Source organism: Pseudomonas sp. AB39(2026), assembly GCF_059831485.1.
Genome location: NZ_CP195212.1, coordinates 1439681 through 1459180 on the forward strand (window position 1 = coordinate 1439681; position 19500 = coordinate 1459180).

Consider the following 19500-nt stretch of genomic DNA (forward strand, 5'->3'; position numbering starts at 1 on the left):
CAAGGTATGGTTTGCTCAAACCCTGGGGTACCCCGGCAACTGAGGTGTGGGCGTGTTAAGGAAAGTAGGAATAAAAGGCCGGGTCATCCTGTTGACCATGCTTCCGGCCAGCCTGCTGGCAGTATTGCTGGGTGGGTACTTCACCTGGGTACAGCAGGCCGAGCTTCGTAGCCAACTGATCAGCCGCGGAAATTTGCTGGCCGAGCAACTGGCGCCGCTGGTGGCGCCGGCATTGGCCAACCGTGACGCCGACCGGCTTGAGCGTGTAGCGGCACAAGCGCTGGAGCAGGCCGACGTGCGCAGCGTCGCGTTCCTGGACGCCGACCGCGGGGCGTTGGCCCATGCAGGCCCCAGCATGCTCAACCCTATTCCCGACAGCACTGGGCACCGCCTTGCACAGCGCAGCGGCAGTGACGCCACGCGGTACTTGCAACCGGTGTTTGGCCATGACCGGGACCTGGCAGGTACTCAGGTGCCTGGGGAATCGGAACGTTTGCTGGGCTGGGTGGAAATCGAACTTTCGCACACCAATACCCTGCTGCGTGGCTATCGCATGCTGTTCGCCAGCCTGCTGTTGATCGCCGCCGGCCTGGTCACTACCCTGCTACTGGCGCTTCAACTGGGCCGCGGCATCAGTGCACCGCTGGGCCAGATAAAAGTAGCGGTGGCGCGCATCAAGGAAGGCCGCCTCGACTACCGTCTGCCTACTCTAGGGAACCATGAACTGGACGAGCTGGCCGCCGGCATCAACCGCATGGCGCAATCGCTGGAGGAAGCGCACGAGGAATTGCAGCACAGTATCGACCAGGCCACCGAAGACGTTCGGCAGAACCTGGAAACCATCGAGATCCAGAACATCGAACTAGACCTGGCTCGCAAGGAAGCGTTAGAGGCCAGCCGTATCAAGTCCGAATTCCTGGCCAACATGAGCCACGAAATCCGTACCCCCCTCAACGGCATTCTTGGCTTTACCCACCTGCTGCAGAAAAGCGAGCTCACGCCCCGCCAGCTGGATTACCTGAACACCATTGAAAAATCGGCGGACAACCTGCTGGCGATCATCAATGAAATTCTCGATTTTTCCAAGATCGAGGCCGGCAAGCTGGTACTGGACAGCATTCCGTTCAACCTGCGGGATGTGTTGCAGGACACCCTGACCATTCTGGCGCCCGCTGCCCATGCCAAGCAGCTGGAGCTGTTAAGCCTGGTGTATCGCGATACCCCGGTGTCCCTGGTGGGCGACCCGCTGCGGCTCAAGCAGATCCTGACCAACCTGGTGAGCAACGCTATCAAGTTCACGCGCGAAGGCACCATCATTGCCCGTGCCATGCTTGAAGACGATGACGAAGACGACGGTACCGCCCAGTTACGCATCAGCGTGCAGGACACCGGCATCGGCCTGTCCAATGACGATGTACGCGCACTGTTCCAGGCCTTCAGCCAGGCGGACAACTCCCTGTCGCGGCAGCCGGGTGGCACAGGGCTCGGCCTGGTGATTTCCAAGCGGCTGGTTGAGCAGATGGGCGGCGAAATCGGCGTTGACAGCACGCCTGGCGAGGGCAGTACGTTCTGGATCAGCCTCAGCCTGCCCCGTGCACGGGAGGACGTCGAAGACCTGCCCTCTCCTGCTCTGCAAGGCCGCCAGGTGGCCGTGCTGGAGCCACACGACCTGGCGCGCCAGGCCCTTGAACACCAACTGCAGGACCTGGGCCTGCAGGTGACCGCCTTCAGCACCTTAGAGCGCCTGGCCGAGGCCGTTGATGCCGCACGCCTGGGCGGGCAGCCCATCGAGCTGGCCGTCATGGGCGTTACCAGCCAGCAGCAGCCGCCAGAACGCTTGCGTCCGCGCCTGCGGGAATTGGAGCAACGGGGCTGTCAGGCGCTGGTACTATGCCCGACTATCGATCAAGCGGCGTTCCACCTTGTGGTACCCAACCCGCACAGCCAGCTGCAGGCCAAACCTGCCTGTAACCGGACCCTGCGCCGGGTGCTTACAGACCTGATCAGCCCTGCCCGCCCCCAGCCACTGCCAGACACCGCCGCCTCGCCGGATCGCCCACCGCGCATTCTGTGCGTGGACGATAATCCAGCCAACCTGCTATTGGTGCAAACGCTGCTTGAGGACATGGGTGCCTTGGTGCAGGCCGTCGACAGCGGCCAGGCAGCCCTGGACGCCATACAGCAACGGTCGCTTGACCTGGTACTGATGGATGTACAGATGCCTGGAATGGATGGGCGCGAAACTACCGAACGCATTCGAAGCTGGGAGGCCGGCCGGCCGGGCCAACCCTTGCCTATCGTGGCACTGACCGCCCATGCCATGGCCAACGAAAAACGCGCCTTGCTGCACAGTGGCATGGACGATTACCTGACCAAGCCTATCAGCGAGCGGCAGCTGTCCCAGGTGGTGCTCAAGTGGACAGGGCTGTCTCTATGCGGCCAGCCTGCCGAGCGCCTCGGCGAGTGGGCCACCAGCCAGAGCAACCAGCAAGTGCTGGATCACCAGGAAGGGCTGCGCCTGGCCGCTGGCAAAGAAGACCTGGCCGCAGACATGCTAGCCATGCTGCTGGCCGGCCTGGACGAAGACCGGCAGGCCATCCAGGCCGCCCGCGAGACCCATGACCACCTTGCTTTGCTTGAACGTGTACACCGCCTGCATGGGGCCACGCGCTACTGCGGCGTTCCACAGCTAAGGGCGGCCTGCCAGCACAGTGAAACCCTCTTGAAACAGGAAGACGCGGCAGCCGAAGCCGCCCTTGATGAACTGGACCAGGCCATTGTGCGGCTGGCCGAACAGGCGCGCATCAGCGCCTAACGGGTACCGAAGTACAAGGTGGCTGCCCGTGCTACCATGCTTGCCCTTTTTCGGAGGCCCTATGGTCGAACACGATTTTCGCTACAGCCTGCTTACCCCACAGCACACATTGATCGAGTGCCGCGCACTCACGCCAGGCCGCTATCAGGTAACAGGCAACGGCGGCGCCATTCGCCCCGAGGATGTGTTATTGGTCACGCTCAAGGGCAGCAAAACCCTCAGCATGCGGCTGACCGTGGACAAGGTCCGCCACCTGCTGGCCCCTCCTGGCCAGTGGACCGCCGTTGCCCGTGGGCCGGTGTTCAAGGAACTGGCCATCCACACCTGGGACGTAAACTGCGACGGCTGTGGCAAAACCATGAGCGTAGAGTTCGCCGTAGACGGCAGCTTAGGCGAAGCGGCGCTGGCACCTGCGGCGGCAGCGCGTGTGGCCGAACTGGGGTGGCGCGTGGACAACGGCAAGCATTATTGCCCGGCCTGCTGACCCGCCAGCGTTGCCAATTGCAGCCGGAGGCCGGCCGCCGTCTGCTCACCCAGCAAGGTAGCCCGCACCTGGCGCGCGGGGTCCAGTATGAAGGTGACCGGTAGCCCTTGCGCCGCCGGCAGATGCAATGCCTGGGCAGGGTCCTGTGCCAGCACGCGGTAGGCGATACCCATGCGCTGAGCGGCTTTGAGCAGGTCCTGGCCCTGCAGCTGGTCGAAATTCACGCCCAGCACCTGCACCTTTTCCTGTGCCGTTGGTGAGGCCAAGGCATTGAGCTGTGGAATCTCTCGCCGGCACGGCCCGCACCATTCGGCCCAGTAGTTGATCACCAACCATTGCCCCTCAAGGCTGGCGCGGGTGACCTCCGTGCCCTGCTGGTCCGGGCCCAGGCCCTGGTCACAACCGGCCAGGCAAAGCATGGCCAGCCCTGCCCACACTATGATCTTGCACACCCCTGCCATGGCGGGCCTCGTTATCTGGAATCAGCGCGGTAGAATACCCGCCACTCGACAGCCAGGCGACCCTTCCATGAGCGACCTCACCCTGTACCACAACCCCCGCTGTTCCAAATCCCGTGCGGCGCTTGAGTTACTGCATGCCCGGGGCCTGGAACCTGCGGTGGTGCATTACCTGGAGGCCCCGCCCAGTGCCGACACCCTCAAGGGCTTGCTGCAACGCCTGGGTATCCAGGCACGGGCGCTACTGCGGACTGGCGAGGACGCCTACAAAACCCTGAACCTCGCCAACCCGGCCCTGTCCGAGGAAACGCTGATAGACGCCATGGTCAGCCATCCCAAGCTGATCGAACGGCCTATTCTGGTTCGAGGTGAAAGGGCGGTGATCGGGCGCCCTGTAGACAATTTGCTGGAGCTGCTGTGATGACAACCCCTTACGTGCTGGTGCTGTATTACAGCCGCCATGGCGCCACCCGAGAGATGGCGTTGCAGGTGGCGCGCGGCGTTGAGCGTGCCGGCCTGGAAGCCCGGATTCGCACCGTGCCAGCCGTGTCGGCGGATTGCGAAGCCACGGCCCCTTCCGTGCCTGAGCAGGGTGCCGCCTATGCCACCCTGGATGACCTGGCCCAGTGCGCTGGCCTGGTGATGGGTAGCCCTACGCGCTACGGCAACATGGCGGCCGCCCTCAAGTATTTCCTGGACGGCACCAATAGCCTATGGCTCAGCGGAGCCCTGTCTGGCAAGCCGGCAGCAGTATTTACCTCCACCGCCAGTTTGCACGGTGGCCAGGAAACCACTCTGCTGTCCATGATGCTACCGTTGCTGCACCATGGCATGCTGATTGCGGGGCTTCCGTACAGCGAGTCGGCCCTGCTGGAAACCAAAGGCGGCGGCACGCCCTATGGCGCCAGCCACCACGCAGGTACAGACGGCAAACGGCCGCTGGATGAACATGAAACGGCGTTGTGCCGTGCGCTAGGCCTGCGCGTGGCCGAAGCTGCGCAACGGCTGGCGCTGCCACTGAGGGAGCGCGCCTGAATGCGGGACTACCAGTGGCTCTATGAACACTGCCTGAATCGCTTCGGCTCCGTGCAGGCCCTGGAAGCACGGCTGCCTCAGCCTCGCCCCGACGACCAGCTGCGGGCCATGACCGATGACCGCTACCTGTCGCTGTTGGCACTGCGGGTGTTTCGGGCAGGCCTGAAGCACAGCCTGGTAGACGCCAAATGGCCTGCATTCGAGGCCGTATTTTTCGGCTTTGTGCCGGAAAAGGTGGTGCTGATGGGGGGCGACCACCTGGAACGGCTGATGCAGGACACTCGCATCATTCGCCACTTGGGCAAATTGCGCAGCGTGCTGATCAACGCACAGATGATCCTGGATGTGGGGCATACCCATGAAAGCTTCGGGGCATTTATCAGCCAATGGCCGGTCGACGACATCACCGGCCTGTGGCGCTACCTGGTGCGCAACGGCAACCAGTTGGGTGGGCTCTCAGCGCCACGCTTCCTGCGCATGGCGGGCAAGGATACATTTATTCCCTCTCAGGACGTGGTGGCAGCCCTCAATGCCCAGGGCATCGTGGACCGTGCCCCTACCAGCCAGCGGGACTTGGCCGCTGTGCAGAATGCATTCAACACCTGGCGCGAACAGAGTGGCCGGCCTCTGTGCCAGTTGTCGATGATGCTGGCACATACGGCGAACCATTAAGTTACAGATTCATAAGGTCCACAAATCGCGGTGTGGCGGCTTCATCGATACGCAGATCGGTGAAGTTGAACAGGTCCCGGTCCGCCAACTGCGACGGCACGACATTCTGCAGGCCCCGGAAGATGCTTTCGGTACGGCCAGGGTGCTTGCGCTCCCACTCCACCAACATGTCCTTGACCACCTGGCGCTGCAGGTTCTCCTGAGAACCACACAGGTTGCATGGGATGATGGGGAACTGCTTGAGGTCCGAATACGCCTGGATGTCCTTCTCGGCGCAATAGGCCAGTGGCCGGATGACCACGTTTCGGCCGTCATCAGCCAGCAGCTTGGGCGGCATGGCCTTCATGGCACCGTTGAAGAACATGTTCAGAAAGAACGTTTCCACGATATCGTCGCGGTGGTGCCCTAGGGCCATCTTGGTTGCGCCAATTTCATCGGCAAAGGTGTACAAAGTGCCCCGGCGCAGCCGCGAGCACAGCGAACATGTAGTCTTGCCTTCCGGAATCAAGGCCTTGACCACCGAGTAGGTGTCTTTTTCCAGAATGTGGTACTCGACGCCCACTTGCTTGAGGTAGGCCGGCAACACATGCTCCGGAAAACCGGGCTGCTTCTGGTCCATGTTCACCGCCACCAGGTCGAACTTGATGGGGGCTACCTTCTGCAGGTGGAGCAGCACGTCCAGCATGGTGTAGCTGTCCTTGCCGCCGGACAGGCATACCATGACCTTGTCACCCTCTTCGATCATATTGAAATCGGCAACCGCCTCCCCTGCCAGGCGGCGAAGGCGTTTTTGCAGTTTGTTTTGATTGACCGAAAGGGTGCCCATGGTGGAGAGATCCTGATACGTGCCGACAGCGGAATACGAAGGCGCGCATTCTACCTGTAAATGCGTGGCGAGCGTAGGCAAGGCTGACCATCTGCGAGCGCCGAGCCGCCATGGCCTGTTACGCCCGGCTCAGCCGCCCATACCCCCCTACCGCCAGCATCACAATGACTGCCCCAAGCCATGTGACCGTGGACAGGGTATTGCCAAAGGCCAAGTAGTCGAAGGCCACCGTGAAGACAGGCACCAGGTAGAAAAGAACCGCCACCTGGCTGGCAGACTTCCTCGACAACAGATAGAACAGAAGCAGCACGGCGCAGACCGACACAACCACGATCATCCACCCGGCGGCCAGCACGAAGGGCACGGTCACCTCAAGGTGAAGGGGTGTGAAGGGCAAGCCAAGCGTAAACAACAGAGCCGCCAGTAGTGTCTGGTAGAGTGCGGATACCACAGGATCCATCGTCGAAGCCTTTTGCATCACGGCGCCAGTGCTGATGGACAGCACAGCGACCACGCCGAAGACAAGGCCAAGCCCGGTGACGGCCCCCACCTCGCGGGCGCCCGCCACCGCGATAACCAGGCCGATCAAACCAGCCACCAGGCAACATACGCCACGCCACGGCAGGCGCTCACGCGCAATGAGCGGCGTAAGCACAGGCTGCAGGCCCAGAACAATCGCCAACATGCCGGGCGTGAGCTGGTAGTGCAGCGCTAGCACGTACGCCGTTTGATAAACGAGCTGCATCAACAGGCCAATGGTGAGCACACTCAGCAATTGCCGGGGGGCAAGCTGCACCTTGCGCCAAAAGCCTGCCTTGCGGAAAAGCCCGATGCACACCAGCAATAGCAAGGCCGCCGCGCCCACCGATCGAACGGCCAGGAATACGGAAACGGACGCATATTGCAGCCCCAACGCTGCAAATACAGCGCCACTGCTCCACATCAAGAGAAATAGAAAAGGCGATACGCGGTCCAGGGTCATGGCAAAGCTCCAGCCTATACGGGCCAATCATTCAAGACATAACGTTGACCCACCTCGCGAGCTTCGATCAGGTACCGGCGCAACGTACGTGCTTTATCCACAACAACAGTGTCGCCTGCCATTTCTGCAGCGGCCATCAACCAGTCGTAGCAGGCTGATACCGGTACGTCATAGATGAAGTGGTATTTGGACAGGAGGAAGACCACGTCCTTGAACGTGTGCCGGTTTAGTAACCGGGCGGCGGCCGACAGCAAGCCCTCCAGTGCAGCCTGATCGAGCGGCATTCTATTAACATGCCAGGCCTGCCGTGGAGGAATGAGTTCGTGCGGCCGCGTAAAGATAGTCGGTGCCTCTACGGGTTGGTCGAACACATAATCCAGGCATAGAAACAGGCGGCTGCTTGTTCCAAAGTTCACAGCTGAATGAGTGATCCCGGCATCCAGAAACCACACTTCTCCAGCCTTCATCTGAAAAACGCCCGACTCATCGGAATGAAAAGCCTGATTGTTGTTTTCAAGTGCAATGAACACGCGATAGTAATGCCTGCCTTGTTCCAGCTCTACAAAGTCTCGGTGTGGAACTACCATACCGTCTACCAGATTTCTGGCGCGGACCATGCGCAAGTGCTCGAACGTGAAATGACACAACAGGTGCTGGATAGCCGGGCAACGCGCAGCATGTTCAGTGGGCAGGCAGGTGTTGGCGTTTCGATACTGACTGTCCCCTGCACGCCCACTGTCGTTATATATCGAAACATTTTTCCAGTAGCCTTGACCGAACTCATCGTATACTTCCGGCACTTTATGCACTGAATTGAGGTACCCCAGATCAGCCTCGATACCAAACTCGGCCAAGTTAATTACACCTAGTATTTTTGATGCCATTAAATGCGCTCCTGAAGAAAGAGGCGCAACAGTACCGAATCCGTTGACGAAAGGATCGCGCATATTCATCATACACGCCATCTTGAATCGTGATAAAGGAAGACCGACTCTTGACTCTGGACATGAACCAACTTCGCGCCTTTGTAACAGTTGCCGAAGCAAGAAGCTTTTCGAAGGCATCTCAACGGCTGCATCGCGTGCAGTCCGCTGTTAGCCAACAAGTGCAAAAACTGGAGCGCCAACTGGGCGCAGAGGTATTTTTGAGAGAAAAAAGTGGACTAGTGCTGACCGTTCAGGGAGAGCGCCTACTGAACTACGCGTTGAACATTCTGGCCCTTAACGACCAAGCGGTTAATGCGTTGACAGGCGACGCCCACAAGGGCCTGGTTCGCATCGGCACCTCCGACACCTACGCCCATCGGTTCTTCCCGGGCATTCTGCGCACCTGTGCGCACCGTTTTCCCGACATCGAAGTCGAGGTTAACTGCGGTTACAGCAGTGCCATCTGGCAGCAATATGAAGCTGGGCTGCTGGATATCGTATTAACTCAGGGTTGCCCTGGCAGCATTGCCTCGGAGTTACTGCACGCCGAGCCTCTAAGCTGGATATGTGCTCGCGGCAGCCATGCCGCCACCCTAGACCCGCTGCCACTGGCACTGTTCACTCAAGGGTGCGGGGACAGGGACATTGTATTGGCCGCGTTGAACCGTGCAGGCATCCGTTACCGGATCGCCTACCACAGCACCAGTTATGCCGGTATCGTAAGCGCCGTGGCCTCAGGGGGCTGTGTATCAGCGGTGTCATCGCTTGTTGCAGGTGAGGCGTTCGAACTGCTCGGGCCAGCCGACGGGCTGCCTGCACTGGGAAACCTGGATATTTCCCTGGCCTGTCACCGAGCCTGCTTCGGTACGCCGGCACACACGCTGGCCGAGGTCATAAGGCGTTATTTCCAGGCCCTGCCCTAGGGTGGAGGCTGTGATATACTTGACTTCCTCCCCGCCCTAAAGAGCGGGGATTCCTTCTGCAAGCGCCTGAAGCCCCAGGCGGGCGATGTTCCGGGCAGCATTGACGTCACGGTCATGGACCGTTCCGCAATCGCTGCACGTCCACTGCCTTATTCCAAGTCCGACCCTACCTTTCGGACTGCTGGGCGAAACAACACCACAGCACGAGCACGTTTGGGTTGAAAACGCTTCGTTGACCTCTGCGAACACGACTCCACGCCTGATGGCCTTGTACCGGAGTTGTGTTTGGAACGTCGTCCACGCAGCATCGAGCACGGACTTGGCCATGGTCGTTTTTGCCAGCGCTTTTGCGTTCACATTGCCAACGAAAATTGCAGCATGTTTCTTCACCAGCTCAGACGTCTCCTGGTGGAGAGCATCTTTACGCTGATTGGCGATACGGGCATGGATAGCCTTGATACGCTTCTTTTTGCCGGCTCGCTGTGCAATACCCAGCGCTGCTTCAGACGCGCGATACCAACGCTTTGGTTCGAATTTCTCACCGTTGCAATACGTTGCCAGTGTTTTCAGACCCAGGTCGATACCGACGACAGATGAGGGGCTGGCTGCCGGTTTTTTTTCGACCTGCATTTTGACAGCCACATTGAGATACCAGCGGCCACGCGAATCCTCATTGAAACTACCTGCTCTCAATTCGTACTTGGAGAGGCCATAGGAGTCCCACAGCCCAACATGTATGCCTTTGAATCGAACCTGGCCATTCCGGAAAGTCAGTGCCCCAGCCTTGAAAGGTACCCAGCCCAATGAGTATTTGGAGGACTTGCGGTCACTGACGCGCCAGTTCAGGCGTTGCCGCTTGAACTGCCTGAGCCGGGTAGCGAATTCCTCACACACCTGCTGCTGCGTGGTAGAACCTATAGACACCCCTTCGCACTTGCTGAATCCGTTTGTGAGTTTTTGCAGGTCGAAACCTGACAGCCACACTTTCGGACGGTTGCAGTAACGCTTCAGGCTGCGAAACTGTGTTTCGTTGCAGAAATTCCAGACCTGATTGACGTCGCGAGCCATCGCAAGCATTGCCTTGGCATGCTTGTCCCTGATTCTCAACTTCAATGTCTTGGTGATTTCCATGGCAGCATTATACAATTGGTCATTGAAATCACTCAAGAGGCTATCATGGCTAGGCCGCGTAAGCTTGATGGAGATATTCGGCATGGTCGCCATTGCGTATTTGCGCTTCATGCTCACTTGGTCTTTGTTACCAAGTTTCGACGCAATGTGTTTCAGAAAGAACATCTGGATGCGATGCAGCCGGTACTGGCAAGCGTCTGCCAGGATTTTGAGGCCGAACTGCTGGAGTTCAATGGTGAGCATGACCACGTTCACCTACTAGTCACCTACCCGCCGAAAGTGGCACTGTCTAATCTTGTCGCGTCCTTGAAAGGTGTGTCCTCACGGAGACTGCGACAACAGTTTGGAGACTTCCACCCTTGGCTCAAGCGTCGAGGCGTGCTGTGGTCACCGTCCTACTTTGCATCGTCATGTGGAGGAGCGCCGATGGAAATCCTGCGCCAATATATTGAGGATCAGCGAACGCCTGATTAGGACGCCTACGGCGTCCATGCTCTTGACCCCGAACTGAACTTCGGGGCTTTCCGCACTTCCGGTAACCCCTGGCGGGGACTTGCTGAGAACAGTGACCAATGGCTCAGCCATCCGAAGCCCTACAAGGCATAATCGCGCCTTGCGGAGCCATTATTTATGCCAGACACCCTTCTTAGCCGGGTTGAGGCCTGCTACGTGCAGGCCGAAACCTTTTTCAAGCGCCCGTTCAAGCGCCCGGTCGTTAGCCTCGAATTAAGGGGGCAGAAAGCCGGCGTTGCGCATTTGCACGAGAACAAACTGCGCTTCAACCACGAGCTGTACCAGCGCAATACCGAAGATTTCCTGCAGCAGACCGTGCCCCACGAAGTGGCTCACCTGGTTGCCCACCATGTGTTCGGAGACCGTATCGCTCCCCATGGTCAGGAGTGGCAGCTCATCATGCGCGGCGTTTATGAACTGCCGCCACAGCGCTGCCATAGCTATGAGGTCAAGCGCCGCCAAGTACTGCGCTACCTGTATCGGTGCCCTTGCCCAAGCAGTGAGTTTGCCTTTACCCCGCAACGCCATAGCCTGGTACGCAAGGGCCGCCGTTACCTATGCCGACAATGTCGTCACACGTTGGTGTTCAGCGGGCAAACACGGGTGGAATGAAAAAGCCCGGGCACAGGCCCGGGCTTCGCTCCGCATGCAGGCAGCGGTTACAACCGGCTGCCTTCGGCAACTTTCAGGTCGTCTTCGGGCTTGTTCAATTCCAGCGGGGTACCGCCAGAGGCTAGCTCACGTTGCAGCGTACCTTCGTCCAACTGGCCTACCCATTTGGCAACCACTACGGTCGCGACAGCGTTACCCACCAGGTTGGTCAGTGCCCGCGCCTCAGACATGAAGCGGTCGATGCCCAGGATCAACGCCAAGCCAGCGACCGGTAAGTGGCCCACGGCGGACAGGGTGGCAGCCAGTACGATAAACCCGCTACCGGTAACACCTGCTGCCCCTTTGGAAGACAGCAACAGCACCGCCAAGAGGGTGATCTGGTGGGTGATGTCCATATGGGTATCGGTGGCCTGTGCAATAAACACAGCCGCCATGGTCAGGTAGATGGAAGTGCCGTCCAGGTTGAAGGAGTAGCCCGTGGGAATGACAAGGCCGACTACCGACTTCTGTGCACCCAGGCGCTCCATCTTGGCCAGCATGCGCGGCAGGGCTGATTCGGACGAAGACGTACCCAGCACGATCAGCAGTTCTTCACGGATGTAACGCACCAGCTTCAACACACTGAAACCATGAGCGCGGGCGATGGCGCCCAGCACCACTACCACGAACAGTACGCAGGTGATGTAGAAGCACAGCATCAGCTGGCCCAATTGCACCAGTGAACCCACGCCATAGTTGCCGATGGTGAAGGCCATGGCGCCCAAGGCGCCCAGCGGTGCCAGCTTCATGATCATGTTAATGATGTTGAACATCACATGGGCGAAGCGATCAATCAGGTCAACCAGCAGCTTGCCGTAGCTACCCAAGCGATGCAGGGCAAAGCCGAAGATCACCGAGAACATCAGCACCTGAAGGATATCGCCATTGGCAAAGGCGCCGACGATGGTGGTAGGAATCACGTTGAGCAGGAAGCCCACAACGCTTTGGTCAGCACCCTGGGTCACATAGCTAGCGACCTTGGAGGCATCCAGGGTGGCGGGGTCGATGTGCATGCCAGCCCCAGGCTGTACCACGTTGACCACGATCAAACCGATGATCAGGGAAATCGTGGACACGATTTCAAAGTACAGCAACGCATAGCCGCCAGTCTTGCCCACGGCTTTCATGTTCTGCATGCCGGCAATACCGCTCACCACCGTACAGAAGATGATCGGAGCAATGACCATTTTGATCAGTTTGATAAAGCCATCGCCCAGTGGCTTGAGCGCAGTGCCCGTCTGGGGATAGAAGTGGCCAAGCAGCACACCGATGATGATCGCAACGATCACCTGGAAATACAGGGACTTGTAGAGCGGCTGACGGGTCGTCATGGCGGTTTCCTCAAGTGTGACCGGCAGCGTGGGCCGGGCACAGCGACACATGAAGCGGAACCCTCCTCAGTGGAGGGATTTGTTCTGGGTCCTCACCTGCACGGCGGGCCTTGCCTAATGCATCGCAAGGCTCATGCCAACGCAGTACCTGGCGTGCTGGAACCTGTACGCTCAGGCCTTGAGCGTAGCGCGTGCGCAAAGCCCCGAGGAAAAATGGCGGAAAGTCGCCATCACTTTCCATTACCCGGTAGCACCTGGCGGATATCCGCCACTACACCTTGGCAAAGCTGATACGGAACCGTGCCCCACCCAACGGGGAATCTTCGATTGCCAAGCTGCCTTGGTAGCTACGGATGATGTCTTGGGCCATGGCCAGGCCAATGCCCTGCCCTGGGTGCTGCCGGTCCAGCCGCTCGCCGCGCTGCAGAATGCGCCCACGCTGTTCCGGTGCAATGCCGGGGCCATCGTCCTCCAGCAGCAGCTCCAGGCGCTGGCCGATCACGCTCAGGCTTACGCTGATGTCTTCGAGGCACAGCCGCCAGGCGTTTTCCAGCAGGTTTCCGAGCAATTCCATCAACGCCCCTTCTTCGATAGGCAGAAGGCCCGGCGGCGCCAGTACGATATGCAGGTTCACCGGCTTGCCGGGGTACACTTTGCGTAAGCTGGCGGCCAGGCTGTCCAGTACAGGCCGCACCTGAACCTGGCGGCGCACCAGCCCACCATGGCGCACGTTGGCCCGTTGAAGCTGGTAATCGATCTGTTGGCTCATGCGCGCCACTTGCCCCCGTAGGATACTGGCATGCTTGCCCTCCTCCCCTTGCGCAGCACGCCCTGCTAACGTTTCGCCAATGCCTTGCAGCACGCTCAACGGCGTCTTGAGGCTGTGGGCCAGGTCCCCGAGGGAGTCTCGGTAGCGCTGGCGCTGTTCCCCCTCGCTGGCCAGCAAGCGGTTCAGGGAACGAGTAAGCCGCAACAGCTCGCTGGGATGGTGTTCGCTCAACCCCTCCCGCTGTCCGGCTTCGATTTCATCCAGCTCATGGCTCAGGCGCCGTAGCGAGCGCAAGCTCCAGGTCATGCCCGCCCAGAACAGCACCAGCAAGGTGAGCAGCGCCGCGCCGAAGCCCAGGTACAAACGGTCACGCAGGGCACCCAAGGTCCGTTGATAAGGCTCCACCGATTGCATGGCGACGAAACTGAACGCCGCCCTTTGCCCCCCGAGCAACTTCACTTCCACGTCATAGACCCAGTAGGCCTCGCCGTCGCGCGCGGTAAAACGGGAAAAGCGATTACCCTGCCCATCGTATTGCGGGCTGTACTCAGGCAAAGGGGAACCGGGGCTGTGCCACAGCAGCGCGCCTTGACGGTCGAACACATAGCTCAAGGAACGCTCGGCAGGGACTTCGAAACGTTCGTCCGGCATGGGCACGGGCATCTCCAGCTGGCCGTTTTGCAGCCGGGCGGCGGAAATCAGCGTGGTCACTTCCGTGGCCAGGCGCTCCTCTACGGATTCGCGAAGCGCCAGGCTGAAGGCCCCTTGAAGGGCAGGCAGCAAGCCGAGCATGAACAGCACCGCCAGCAGAGCCCCGGCCAGCATTAGCCGAAAGCGTAGGGAACGGATCACCGGCAACGCTCGGTGAACAGGTAGCCCAGGCCCCTTACGGTATCGATGGGTTTGAAGCCGTCGGCCACTTCAAGCTTGCGCCGGATCCGCCCTACCAAGACTTCGATCACGTTGGGGTCGTGTTCCCCATCGTCTGGGTACAATTGCTCCATCAGGCGTTGCTTGGCGACCACTTGTTGATGGTGGCGCATCAGGTATTCAAGAATGCGGTATTCGAACGCTGTGAGCACCAGCGCCTCGTCTTGCAGGGTGGCCTGTTTGCGGTTCAGGTCCAGCGCCAGTGGGCCGGCCACAATGGTGGGCTGGGTGAAACCGCTGGCCCGGCGCAGCAAGGCGCCAAGCCGGGCTTCCACCTCTTCGAACTGGAACGGCTTCACCATGTAGTCGTCAGCACCGGCGGCCAGCCCCTCGACCTTGTCCTGCCAACTGCCCCGGGCCGTGAGGACCAGAATGGGAAACACCCGCCCTTGGGCACGCCACTGGCGAATCAGCTCAAGGCCTGACAGGCCGGGCAAGCCCAGGTCCACGATGGCCAGGTCGAAGGTGGCGTCTGCCGCGTGCTGCAAGGCCGCCCTGGCGTCCGCTACGGCTTCAACAATATGGCCACCTTCGCTCAGGCGGGTATGCAGATGGTGGCGCAACAAGGCCTCGTCTTCGACCAGCAGCAGTTTCATGCCCGTACCCTATGTGCTTCCAGGCTTCAGTGGGCGGCAAGAGTAACCTGCCTTTCCTTGAGCCGCCATCAGAGCGATACGCACACTGGCGGCCGTGAGCCTGTGCCAGCCCCAGGGCTCAGTTCAAGGCGCGGGCCAACCGCTTCACGCCCTCTTCGATCTGCTCCAGGCCCGGGGCTGCGAACGAAAGGCGGAAGCGGGAAGGGTCTGGCCGGTCAGCATAGAAAGCGCGCCCCGGCACGAACATCACATTGTGCGCGATGGCCCGGTCGAACAGGGGCTGGGCATCACTGCCGTCGGCCAGGCGGCCCCACACGAACATCCCCCCGGCGGGTGCTTCTACGTCCAGGCGCCCACTGAGTGCGGCGAGGCCCTGGAGCATCTGCGCACACTTCTGGGCATAGCCCTCGCGCAATACCGGAAGATGGCGTTCAAGAGCACCGCTGGCCAAGTAGTGGGCGGCAATCTGCTGGCTGATGGGGGAGGTACACAGGTCGACCGTCTGCTTGGCGATCACACAGCGCTGCCTGACCGGCACAGGCGCCACCATCCAGCCTACTCGAAGCCCAGGCGCCACGATCTTGGACAGGCTGGACAAGTGCACGACCCGGCCTTCGGCACCTGGGACCTGCCCAGACAATGCCAACAACGACGGCACCGGTTCCCCGGTGAAACGCAGCGCCCCGTAGGGGTCATCTTCCACCAGCAGCACGTTGTGCTTGGCTGCCAGTGCCAGCAGTTCCAGGCGTCGCGCGTGGGGCATGCAGGCGCCGGTAGGGTTGGCAAAATCCGGCACGCAGTAGAGCAGGCGGTAGTGGCCTGGCACTGCCGCCCCTAACAGTTCGCCCAAGGCCTGGGTGTCCAGCCCCTGCGCGTCGCCAGGTACGCTGGTCACAGGGCAACCGGCCAGGCGGAACGCCTGCAGGGCGGCAGGATAGGTTGGGCGCTCTACCAGTACGCCGTCACCGGGGGCTAATAGCACACGAATCAGCAAGTCCAACCCTTGCTGGGAACCGGTGGTGACTACTATGTCATCAGCCGCCACGGCGGTGCCCCGCCGCGCCATCAATGCAGCCAGCTCCAGGCGGAGCGCAGGTGTACCTTCGGTCGCGCCGTATTGCAGGCTGGTGGCAGGCTCACTCATGGCCCTTGCACTGGCATCGGCCAAGCCTTGGGCATCAAACAGCCCAGGCGCCGGATAGCCGCCTGCAAAGGAAATCATGCCGGGCTGCGACAGGTACTTGAACAGCTCGCGAATCGCCGAGCCACTGGGTGCTTCGAACGCCGGATTGAAACGGTACTGCAGCGGCATGGCACTCATCACAGAGCCTCTGATGTGCAAAGGCCCAGTATTCGTGAGGCAGAACCGGCCGGCAAACGAGCAATCCTCATCACGTCATGCCCTGGCGGCATGAAAGAAGGCCTTTGACAAATAACAGCCTCTGGGGATACTGAGGCGTGTTATAGGACAACCGATAACGATAACAACAGGGGCAATCATGACCGCATCCAGCTACACCGCCACCCACTCCCGCCGCCTTCTGCTCACCGGCGCCGCAGGGGGGCTGGGCAAAGTGCTTCGGCACACGCTAAGACCTCACGCCTCCCTGCTGCGCCTGTCCGATATCGTGGCGCCCGAGGCTGCCCAGGCGCATGAAGAGGTCGTGCTGTGCGACCTGGCCGATAAAGCGGCAGTGGACCAGATGGTCAAGGGCGTGGATGCCATTCTTCACTTTGGCGGCGTCTCCGTTGAGCGCCCCTTTGAAGAGATTCTCGGCCCCAACATCGCGGGCACCTATCACATCTACGAAGCCGCTCGGCGGCACGCCGTGAAACGCGTGATCTTTGCCAGCAGCAACCATGTGATCGGTTTCTACAAGCAAACCGAAACCATCGATGCACTGGCCCCGCGGCGCCCCGATGGCTATTACGGCTTGTCCAAGTCCTATGGAGAAGACTTGGCAACGTTCTACTACGACCGCTATGGGATCGAAACCCTCAGCATCCGTATCGGTTCTTCATTCCCAGAGCCACAAAACCGACGCATGCTGTGCACCTGGTTGAGTTACGAAGACCTGACCCAGTTGATCGTCAAAGGCCTGGAGGCCCCGCACCTGGGCCATACCGTTGTATTCGGCATGTCTGATAACCCCCAAGTATGGTGGGACAATCGGTTGGCTGCTCACTTAGGGTACGAACCCCAGGGAAGCTCGGCGCCGTTCGCGGCCAAGGTGGAAGCGCAGCCGCCTGTAGCGGCCGATGACCCAGCAGCGGTGTACCACGGGGGCGCATTCACCGCCCAAGGCCCGTTTGAAACCGATTGACCACGTGACCAGGGTGCTCCGAGCACCCTGCACACGATCTATAGCCTTCAAGGCCTGAACACAGCCCTCAGGCATTGGTCGCCTTTTTCCTTGAACAACGCATAGCCTTGGGCGCTGTCCTCCAGGTCCATGGGGTGTGTGAGCATCCAGGACGGGTCCAACCGGCCCTCTTGAATGTGTGTGAACAGCTGGTTCGCATAGCGCTGCCCCGGCTGCTGCCCTGAGCGCAGGGTCAGGGCCTTGTTCATCACAGCCCCCATGGGGAATTTGTCCATCAGCCCCCCGTACACGCCAACCACGCTGACGGTACCTCCTTTGCGACAGGCCCGTATGGCTTGGCGCAGCACCGTGCCGCGCTCGGTGTGCAGCCGCATCAACTGCTTGGCCTTGTCATACGCATAGTCGATTTCGGTGCCGTGGGCTTCCATGCCAACGCAGTCGATGCACCGATCGGGGCCACGGCCCCCTGTAAGCTCCAGCAGGGCCTGGTGAATATTGGTGGTTTCGTAATCAAGGGTAATAGCACCCCCTTTACTTTCAGCCAGGGCTAGGCGGTCGGCCAACCGGTCAATGGCAATGACGCGCTCGGCACCAAGCAGGTAGGCGCTGGCAATCGCCATCTGCCCCACCGCACCGCAGCCCCATACCGCAACCGTGTCACCGGGCTGTATGCCAGCATTGTCGGCGGCGAAGTAGCCTGTGGGCGCCGCATCGGAAACGAACACCGCCTGTTCATCGGTGACCCCGTCGGGCACTTTGAACAGGTTGGTGTCCGCATAGGGCACACGGATGTAGGTTGCATGGCTGCCCGCATACCCGCCAAAGGCATGGCTGTAGCCAATGATCCCGCCGCAGGGCTGACCATAGGCTGTTTCAGTCACGCAGGGGTTAGGGTTGGAGTTGTCGCAGCAGGAAAAATCCTGACGCACACAATGTTCGCACTCACCGCAGCCAATGATAGACACCGTGATGACACGGTCGCCCTTCACGACGGTTTTTACGTGAGCGCCTACCTCCACCACTTCCCCGAGAAACTCATGGCCTAGAATGTCACCGGGGTGCATGGTAGGTACGTAGCCGCCCAGCAGGTGCAGGTCCGAGCCACACACCGAGGACAGCGCCACCTTGATGATCACGTCTCGTGGGTTGAGCAGTACCGGGTCCGGGACGGTGTCCACCTGCAGTGAGTTAGGGCCTTGCCATGTGAGCGCGCGCATCAGCGTTGGTCTCCATCAGGTTCGTTCGTTGCAGAGCAGTCCGCGTCGGTGCTGTGATCGGCATGAATGAACAGAAAGTCTCGTGCACCGTGCCGTGGCCGGTTGGTCGCCAGTTCACCGGTTTCGATCTGCTGCTTGAGCGCGCGCAGCAGGTACAGCAACGCTTTGTGGCTAAACCGGCTGATAAGGGACGCGACCGCATACCCCGCAGGCCCACGGGGCGGCTGGGTCGCCACTACCAGGCGAATTTCAGTGCCGCGGCCATTGGGTGCCTCGGTAAAGCGGGCGTCTGCCTCATGCTGCCACACGCCGTCACCCGACGTATTCCAACGCAAGGCGCGGCCCTGTTGTGGCTCGCTCTGGACCAGCGTCCAGCGGTAGCTGCGCTCGCGAGGCCCGCGCAATGTCCATTGATAGCGGTCGTCACCGGTTTGCTCAATGGCGTCCACCCAAGGAATCAGCGGGCCGATATTGGCCGGGTTACGGCACCACGCGACGACCTCATCCACGGGCCTGTTGACGGTGATACTACGGCTGATGACCTTGCTGCTGGGCCACCCCGTTTCGGCTTCCCATTCTTGTTCCATAGGGGTATGGGCCAAGGTGGCTTTCAATGCGCAGCGGCCTCGGTAACCACGCCAAACCGACCAGCCGGCGAGCAGTACCTGAGCAGCGCCAGCCACGCCACGGGTGCGCAGGCCATTGAGCAACAGCAGGCTACCCCCTGCCAGGCATAGCGCCCGTTCTGGTGGGCTGAGGGTATCGGCACCCTCAGGTGCCTTGATTGAAGCCAGTGAGGGGCGAGGCATCATTAGCGCTTCCTTTTTGTAGGGGCTTTCAAAGGAGAGGGGCCAAGTGGCCAGGCGTTCAATCCCATCGGTAGCTTCCTGACCAAATCCTGAAGGCGCTAATACACA

General features: G+C 60.4%; 20 protein-coding genes. 9 read left to right on the plus strand and 11 right to left on the minus strand.

The window, feature by feature from the left end; genetic code table 11:
• The first annotated feature begins 52 nt into the window (after positions 1-52).
• Both ACSAMW_RS06245 and ACSAMW_RS06250 read left to right on the plus strand, forming a co-directional pair.
• Positions 53-2815 (plus strand): response regulator, encoded by a 2763-nt coding sequence (locus ACSAMW_RS06245; RefSeq protein WP_500593174.1) that lies wholly within the window; start codon positions 53-55, stop codon positions 2813-2815.
• Between the two features lie 61 nt (positions 2816-2876).
• Complete coding sequence (locus ACSAMW_RS06250) at positions 2877-3299, plus strand: hypothetical protein (protein ID WP_500593175.1); 423 nt, start codon at positions 2877-2879, stop codon at positions 3297-3299.
• Here ACSAMW_RS06250 and ACSAMW_RS06255 read toward each other — a convergent pair.
• Positions 3281-3760, minus strand: coding sequence for a TlpA disulfide reductase family protein (locus ACSAMW_RS06255; RefSeq protein ID WP_500593176.1), 480 nt, complete (start codon positions 3758-3760; stop codon positions 3281-3283). The two genes, ACSAMW_RS06250 and ACSAMW_RS06255, sit on opposite strands and share 19 nt — an antisense overlap.
• Before the next feature lie 67 nt (positions 3761-3827).
• On the opposite strand from ACSAMW_RS06255, the gene arsC reads away from it, so the two are divergent.
• Genes arsC through ACSAMW_RS06270 form a run of 3 tightly spaced genes read left to right on the plus strand, consistent with a single transcriptional unit; the run spans position 3828 to position 5464 of the window.
• Positions 3828-4178: an arsenate reductase (glutaredoxin) gene (gene arsC / locus ACSAMW_RS06260; RefSeq protein ID WP_500593177.1), complete on the plus strand. Its 351-nt coding sequence runs from the start codon at positions 3828-3830 to the stop codon at positions 4176-4178.
• The gene (wrbA, locus tag ACSAMW_RS06265) at positions 4178-4792 is read left to right on the plus strand and encodes an NAD(P)H:quinone oxidoreductase (RefSeq protein WP_500593178.1); all 615 of its coding nucleotides are present in this window, start codon (positions 4178-4180) and stop codon (positions 4790-4792) included. The genes arsC and wrbA overlap by 1 nt, the downstream gene beginning before the upstream one ends.
• A complete protein-coding gene (locus tag ACSAMW_RS06270; RefSeq protein ID WP_500593179.1) occupies positions 4793-5464 on the plus strand; it encodes a DNA-3-methyladenine glycosylase I in 672 nt (223 codons plus the stop codon).
• A 1-nt stretch (position 5465) separates the two neighbouring features.
• Here ACSAMW_RS06270 and ttcA read toward each other — a convergent pair whose 3' ends face one another.
• The 3 genes from ttcA to ACSAMW_RS06285 form a co-directional block, all read right to left on the minus strand.
• On the minus strand, positions 5466-6290 hold the full coding sequence (ttcA, locus tag ACSAMW_RS06275) for a tRNA 2-thiocytidine(32) synthetase TtcA (RefSeq protein ID WP_500593180.1): 825 nt from the start codon (positions 6288-6290) through the stop codon (positions 5466-5468).
• Positions 6291-6408: 118 nt separating this feature from the next.
• Positions 6409-7272 carry a DMT family transporter gene (locus ACSAMW_RS06280; RefSeq protein ID WP_500593181.1) on the minus strand — a complete coding sequence of 288 codons (864 nt, stop codon included), beginning with the start codon at positions 7270-7272 and terminating at the stop codon, positions 6409-6411.
• A gap of 14 nt (positions 7273-7286) precedes the next feature.
• The gene (locus tag ACSAMW_RS06285) at positions 7287-8228 is read right to left on the minus strand and encodes an aspartyl/asparaginyl beta-hydroxylase domain-containing protein (RefSeq protein WP_500593182.1); all 942 of its coding nucleotides are present in this window, start codon (positions 8226-8228) and stop codon (positions 7287-7289) included.
• Positions 8229-8278: 50 nt separating this feature from the next.
• Here ACSAMW_RS06285 and ACSAMW_RS06290 point away from each other — a divergent pair, with 50 nt between their 5' ends.
• Complete coding sequence (locus ACSAMW_RS06290; RefSeq protein ID WP_500593183.1) at positions 8279-9121, plus strand: LysR substrate-binding domain-containing protein; 843 nt, start codon at positions 8279-8281, stop codon at positions 9119-9121.
• 36 nt (positions 9122-9157) lie between these two features.
• Here the strand turns inward: ACSAMW_RS06290 and ACSAMW_RS06295 are convergent, their stop codons facing one another.
• Positions 9158-10417, minus strand: a complete 1260-nt coding sequence (locus tag ACSAMW_RS06295) for an RNA-guided endonuclease InsQ/TnpB family protein (protein WP_500593184.1) — start codon at positions 10415-10417, stop codon at positions 9158-9160.
• On the opposite strand from ACSAMW_RS06295, the gene tnpA reads away from it, so the two are divergent.
• Together tnpA and ACSAMW_RS06305 are read left to right on the plus strand one after the other, a co-directional pair.
• Entirely contained in the window at positions 10298-10726 is a 429-nt protein-coding gene (gene tnpA, locus ACSAMW_RS06300; RefSeq protein WP_500590926.1) for an IS200/IS605 family transposase, read from the plus strand. The two genes, ACSAMW_RS06295 and tnpA, sit on opposite strands and share 120 nt — an antisense overlap.
• Positions 10727-10882: 156 nt before the next feature.
• Complete coding sequence (locus tag ACSAMW_RS06305) at positions 10883-11377, plus strand: SprT family zinc-dependent metalloprotease (protein WP_500593185.1); 495 nt, start codon at positions 10883-10885, stop codon at positions 11375-11377.
• Between the two features lie 47 nt (positions 11378-11424).
• Here the strand turns inward: ACSAMW_RS06305 and ACSAMW_RS06310 are convergent, their stop codons facing one another.
• From ACSAMW_RS06310 to ACSAMW_RS06325, 4 genes are all read right to left on the minus strand, one after another.
• The gene (locus ACSAMW_RS06310; RefSeq protein ID WP_500593186.1) at positions 11425-12747 is read right to left on the minus strand and encodes a dicarboxylate/amino acid:cation symporter; all 1323 of its coding nucleotides are present in this window, start codon (positions 12745-12747) and stop codon (positions 11425-11427) included.
• Between the two features lie 271 nt (positions 12748-13018).
• Positions 13019-14368, minus strand: a complete 1350-nt coding sequence (locus ACSAMW_RS06315; RefSeq protein WP_500593187.1) for an ATP-binding protein — start codon at positions 14366-14368, stop codon at positions 13019-13021.
• Positions 14365-15042 carry a response regulator gene (locus ACSAMW_RS06320; RefSeq protein ID WP_168083587.1) on the minus strand — a complete coding sequence of 226 codons (678 nt, stop codon included), beginning with the start codon at positions 15040-15042 and terminating at the stop codon, positions 14365-14367. Before ACSAMW_RS06320 ends, ACSAMW_RS06315 begins: the two co-directional genes overlap by 4 nt.
• Positions 15043-15160: 118 nt before the next feature.
• Positions 15161-16363 carry an aminotransferase-like domain-containing protein gene (locus ACSAMW_RS06325; protein WP_500593188.1) on the minus strand — a complete coding sequence of 401 codons (1203 nt, stop codon included), beginning with the start codon at positions 16361-16363 and terminating at the stop codon, positions 15161-15163.
• A gap of 178 nt (positions 16364-16541) precedes the next feature.
• On the opposite strand from ACSAMW_RS06325, the gene ACSAMW_RS06330 reads away from it, so the two are divergent.
• On the plus strand, positions 16542-17366 hold the full coding sequence (locus ACSAMW_RS06330; protein WP_500593189.1) for an NAD-dependent epimerase/dehydratase family protein: 825 nt from the start codon (positions 16542-16544) through the stop codon (positions 17364-17366).
• 47 nt (positions 17367-17413) lie between these two features.
• On the opposite strand, the gene ACSAMW_RS06335 is transcribed toward ACSAMW_RS06330, so the two are convergent.
• Both ACSAMW_RS06335 and ACSAMW_RS06340 read right to left on the minus strand, forming a co-directional pair.
• Positions 17414-18583 (minus strand): zinc-dependent alcohol dehydrogenase, encoded by a 1170-nt coding sequence (locus tag ACSAMW_RS06335; RefSeq protein WP_500593190.1) that lies wholly within the window; start codon positions 18581-18583, stop codon positions 17414-17416.
• A complete protein-coding gene (locus tag ACSAMW_RS06340) occupies positions 18583-19395 on the minus strand; it encodes an SRPBCC family protein (RefSeq protein WP_500593191.1) in 813 nt (270 codons plus the stop codon). The genes ACSAMW_RS06335 and ACSAMW_RS06340 overlap by 1 nt, the downstream gene beginning before the upstream one ends.
• Positions 19396-19500: the final 105 nt, after the last annotated feature.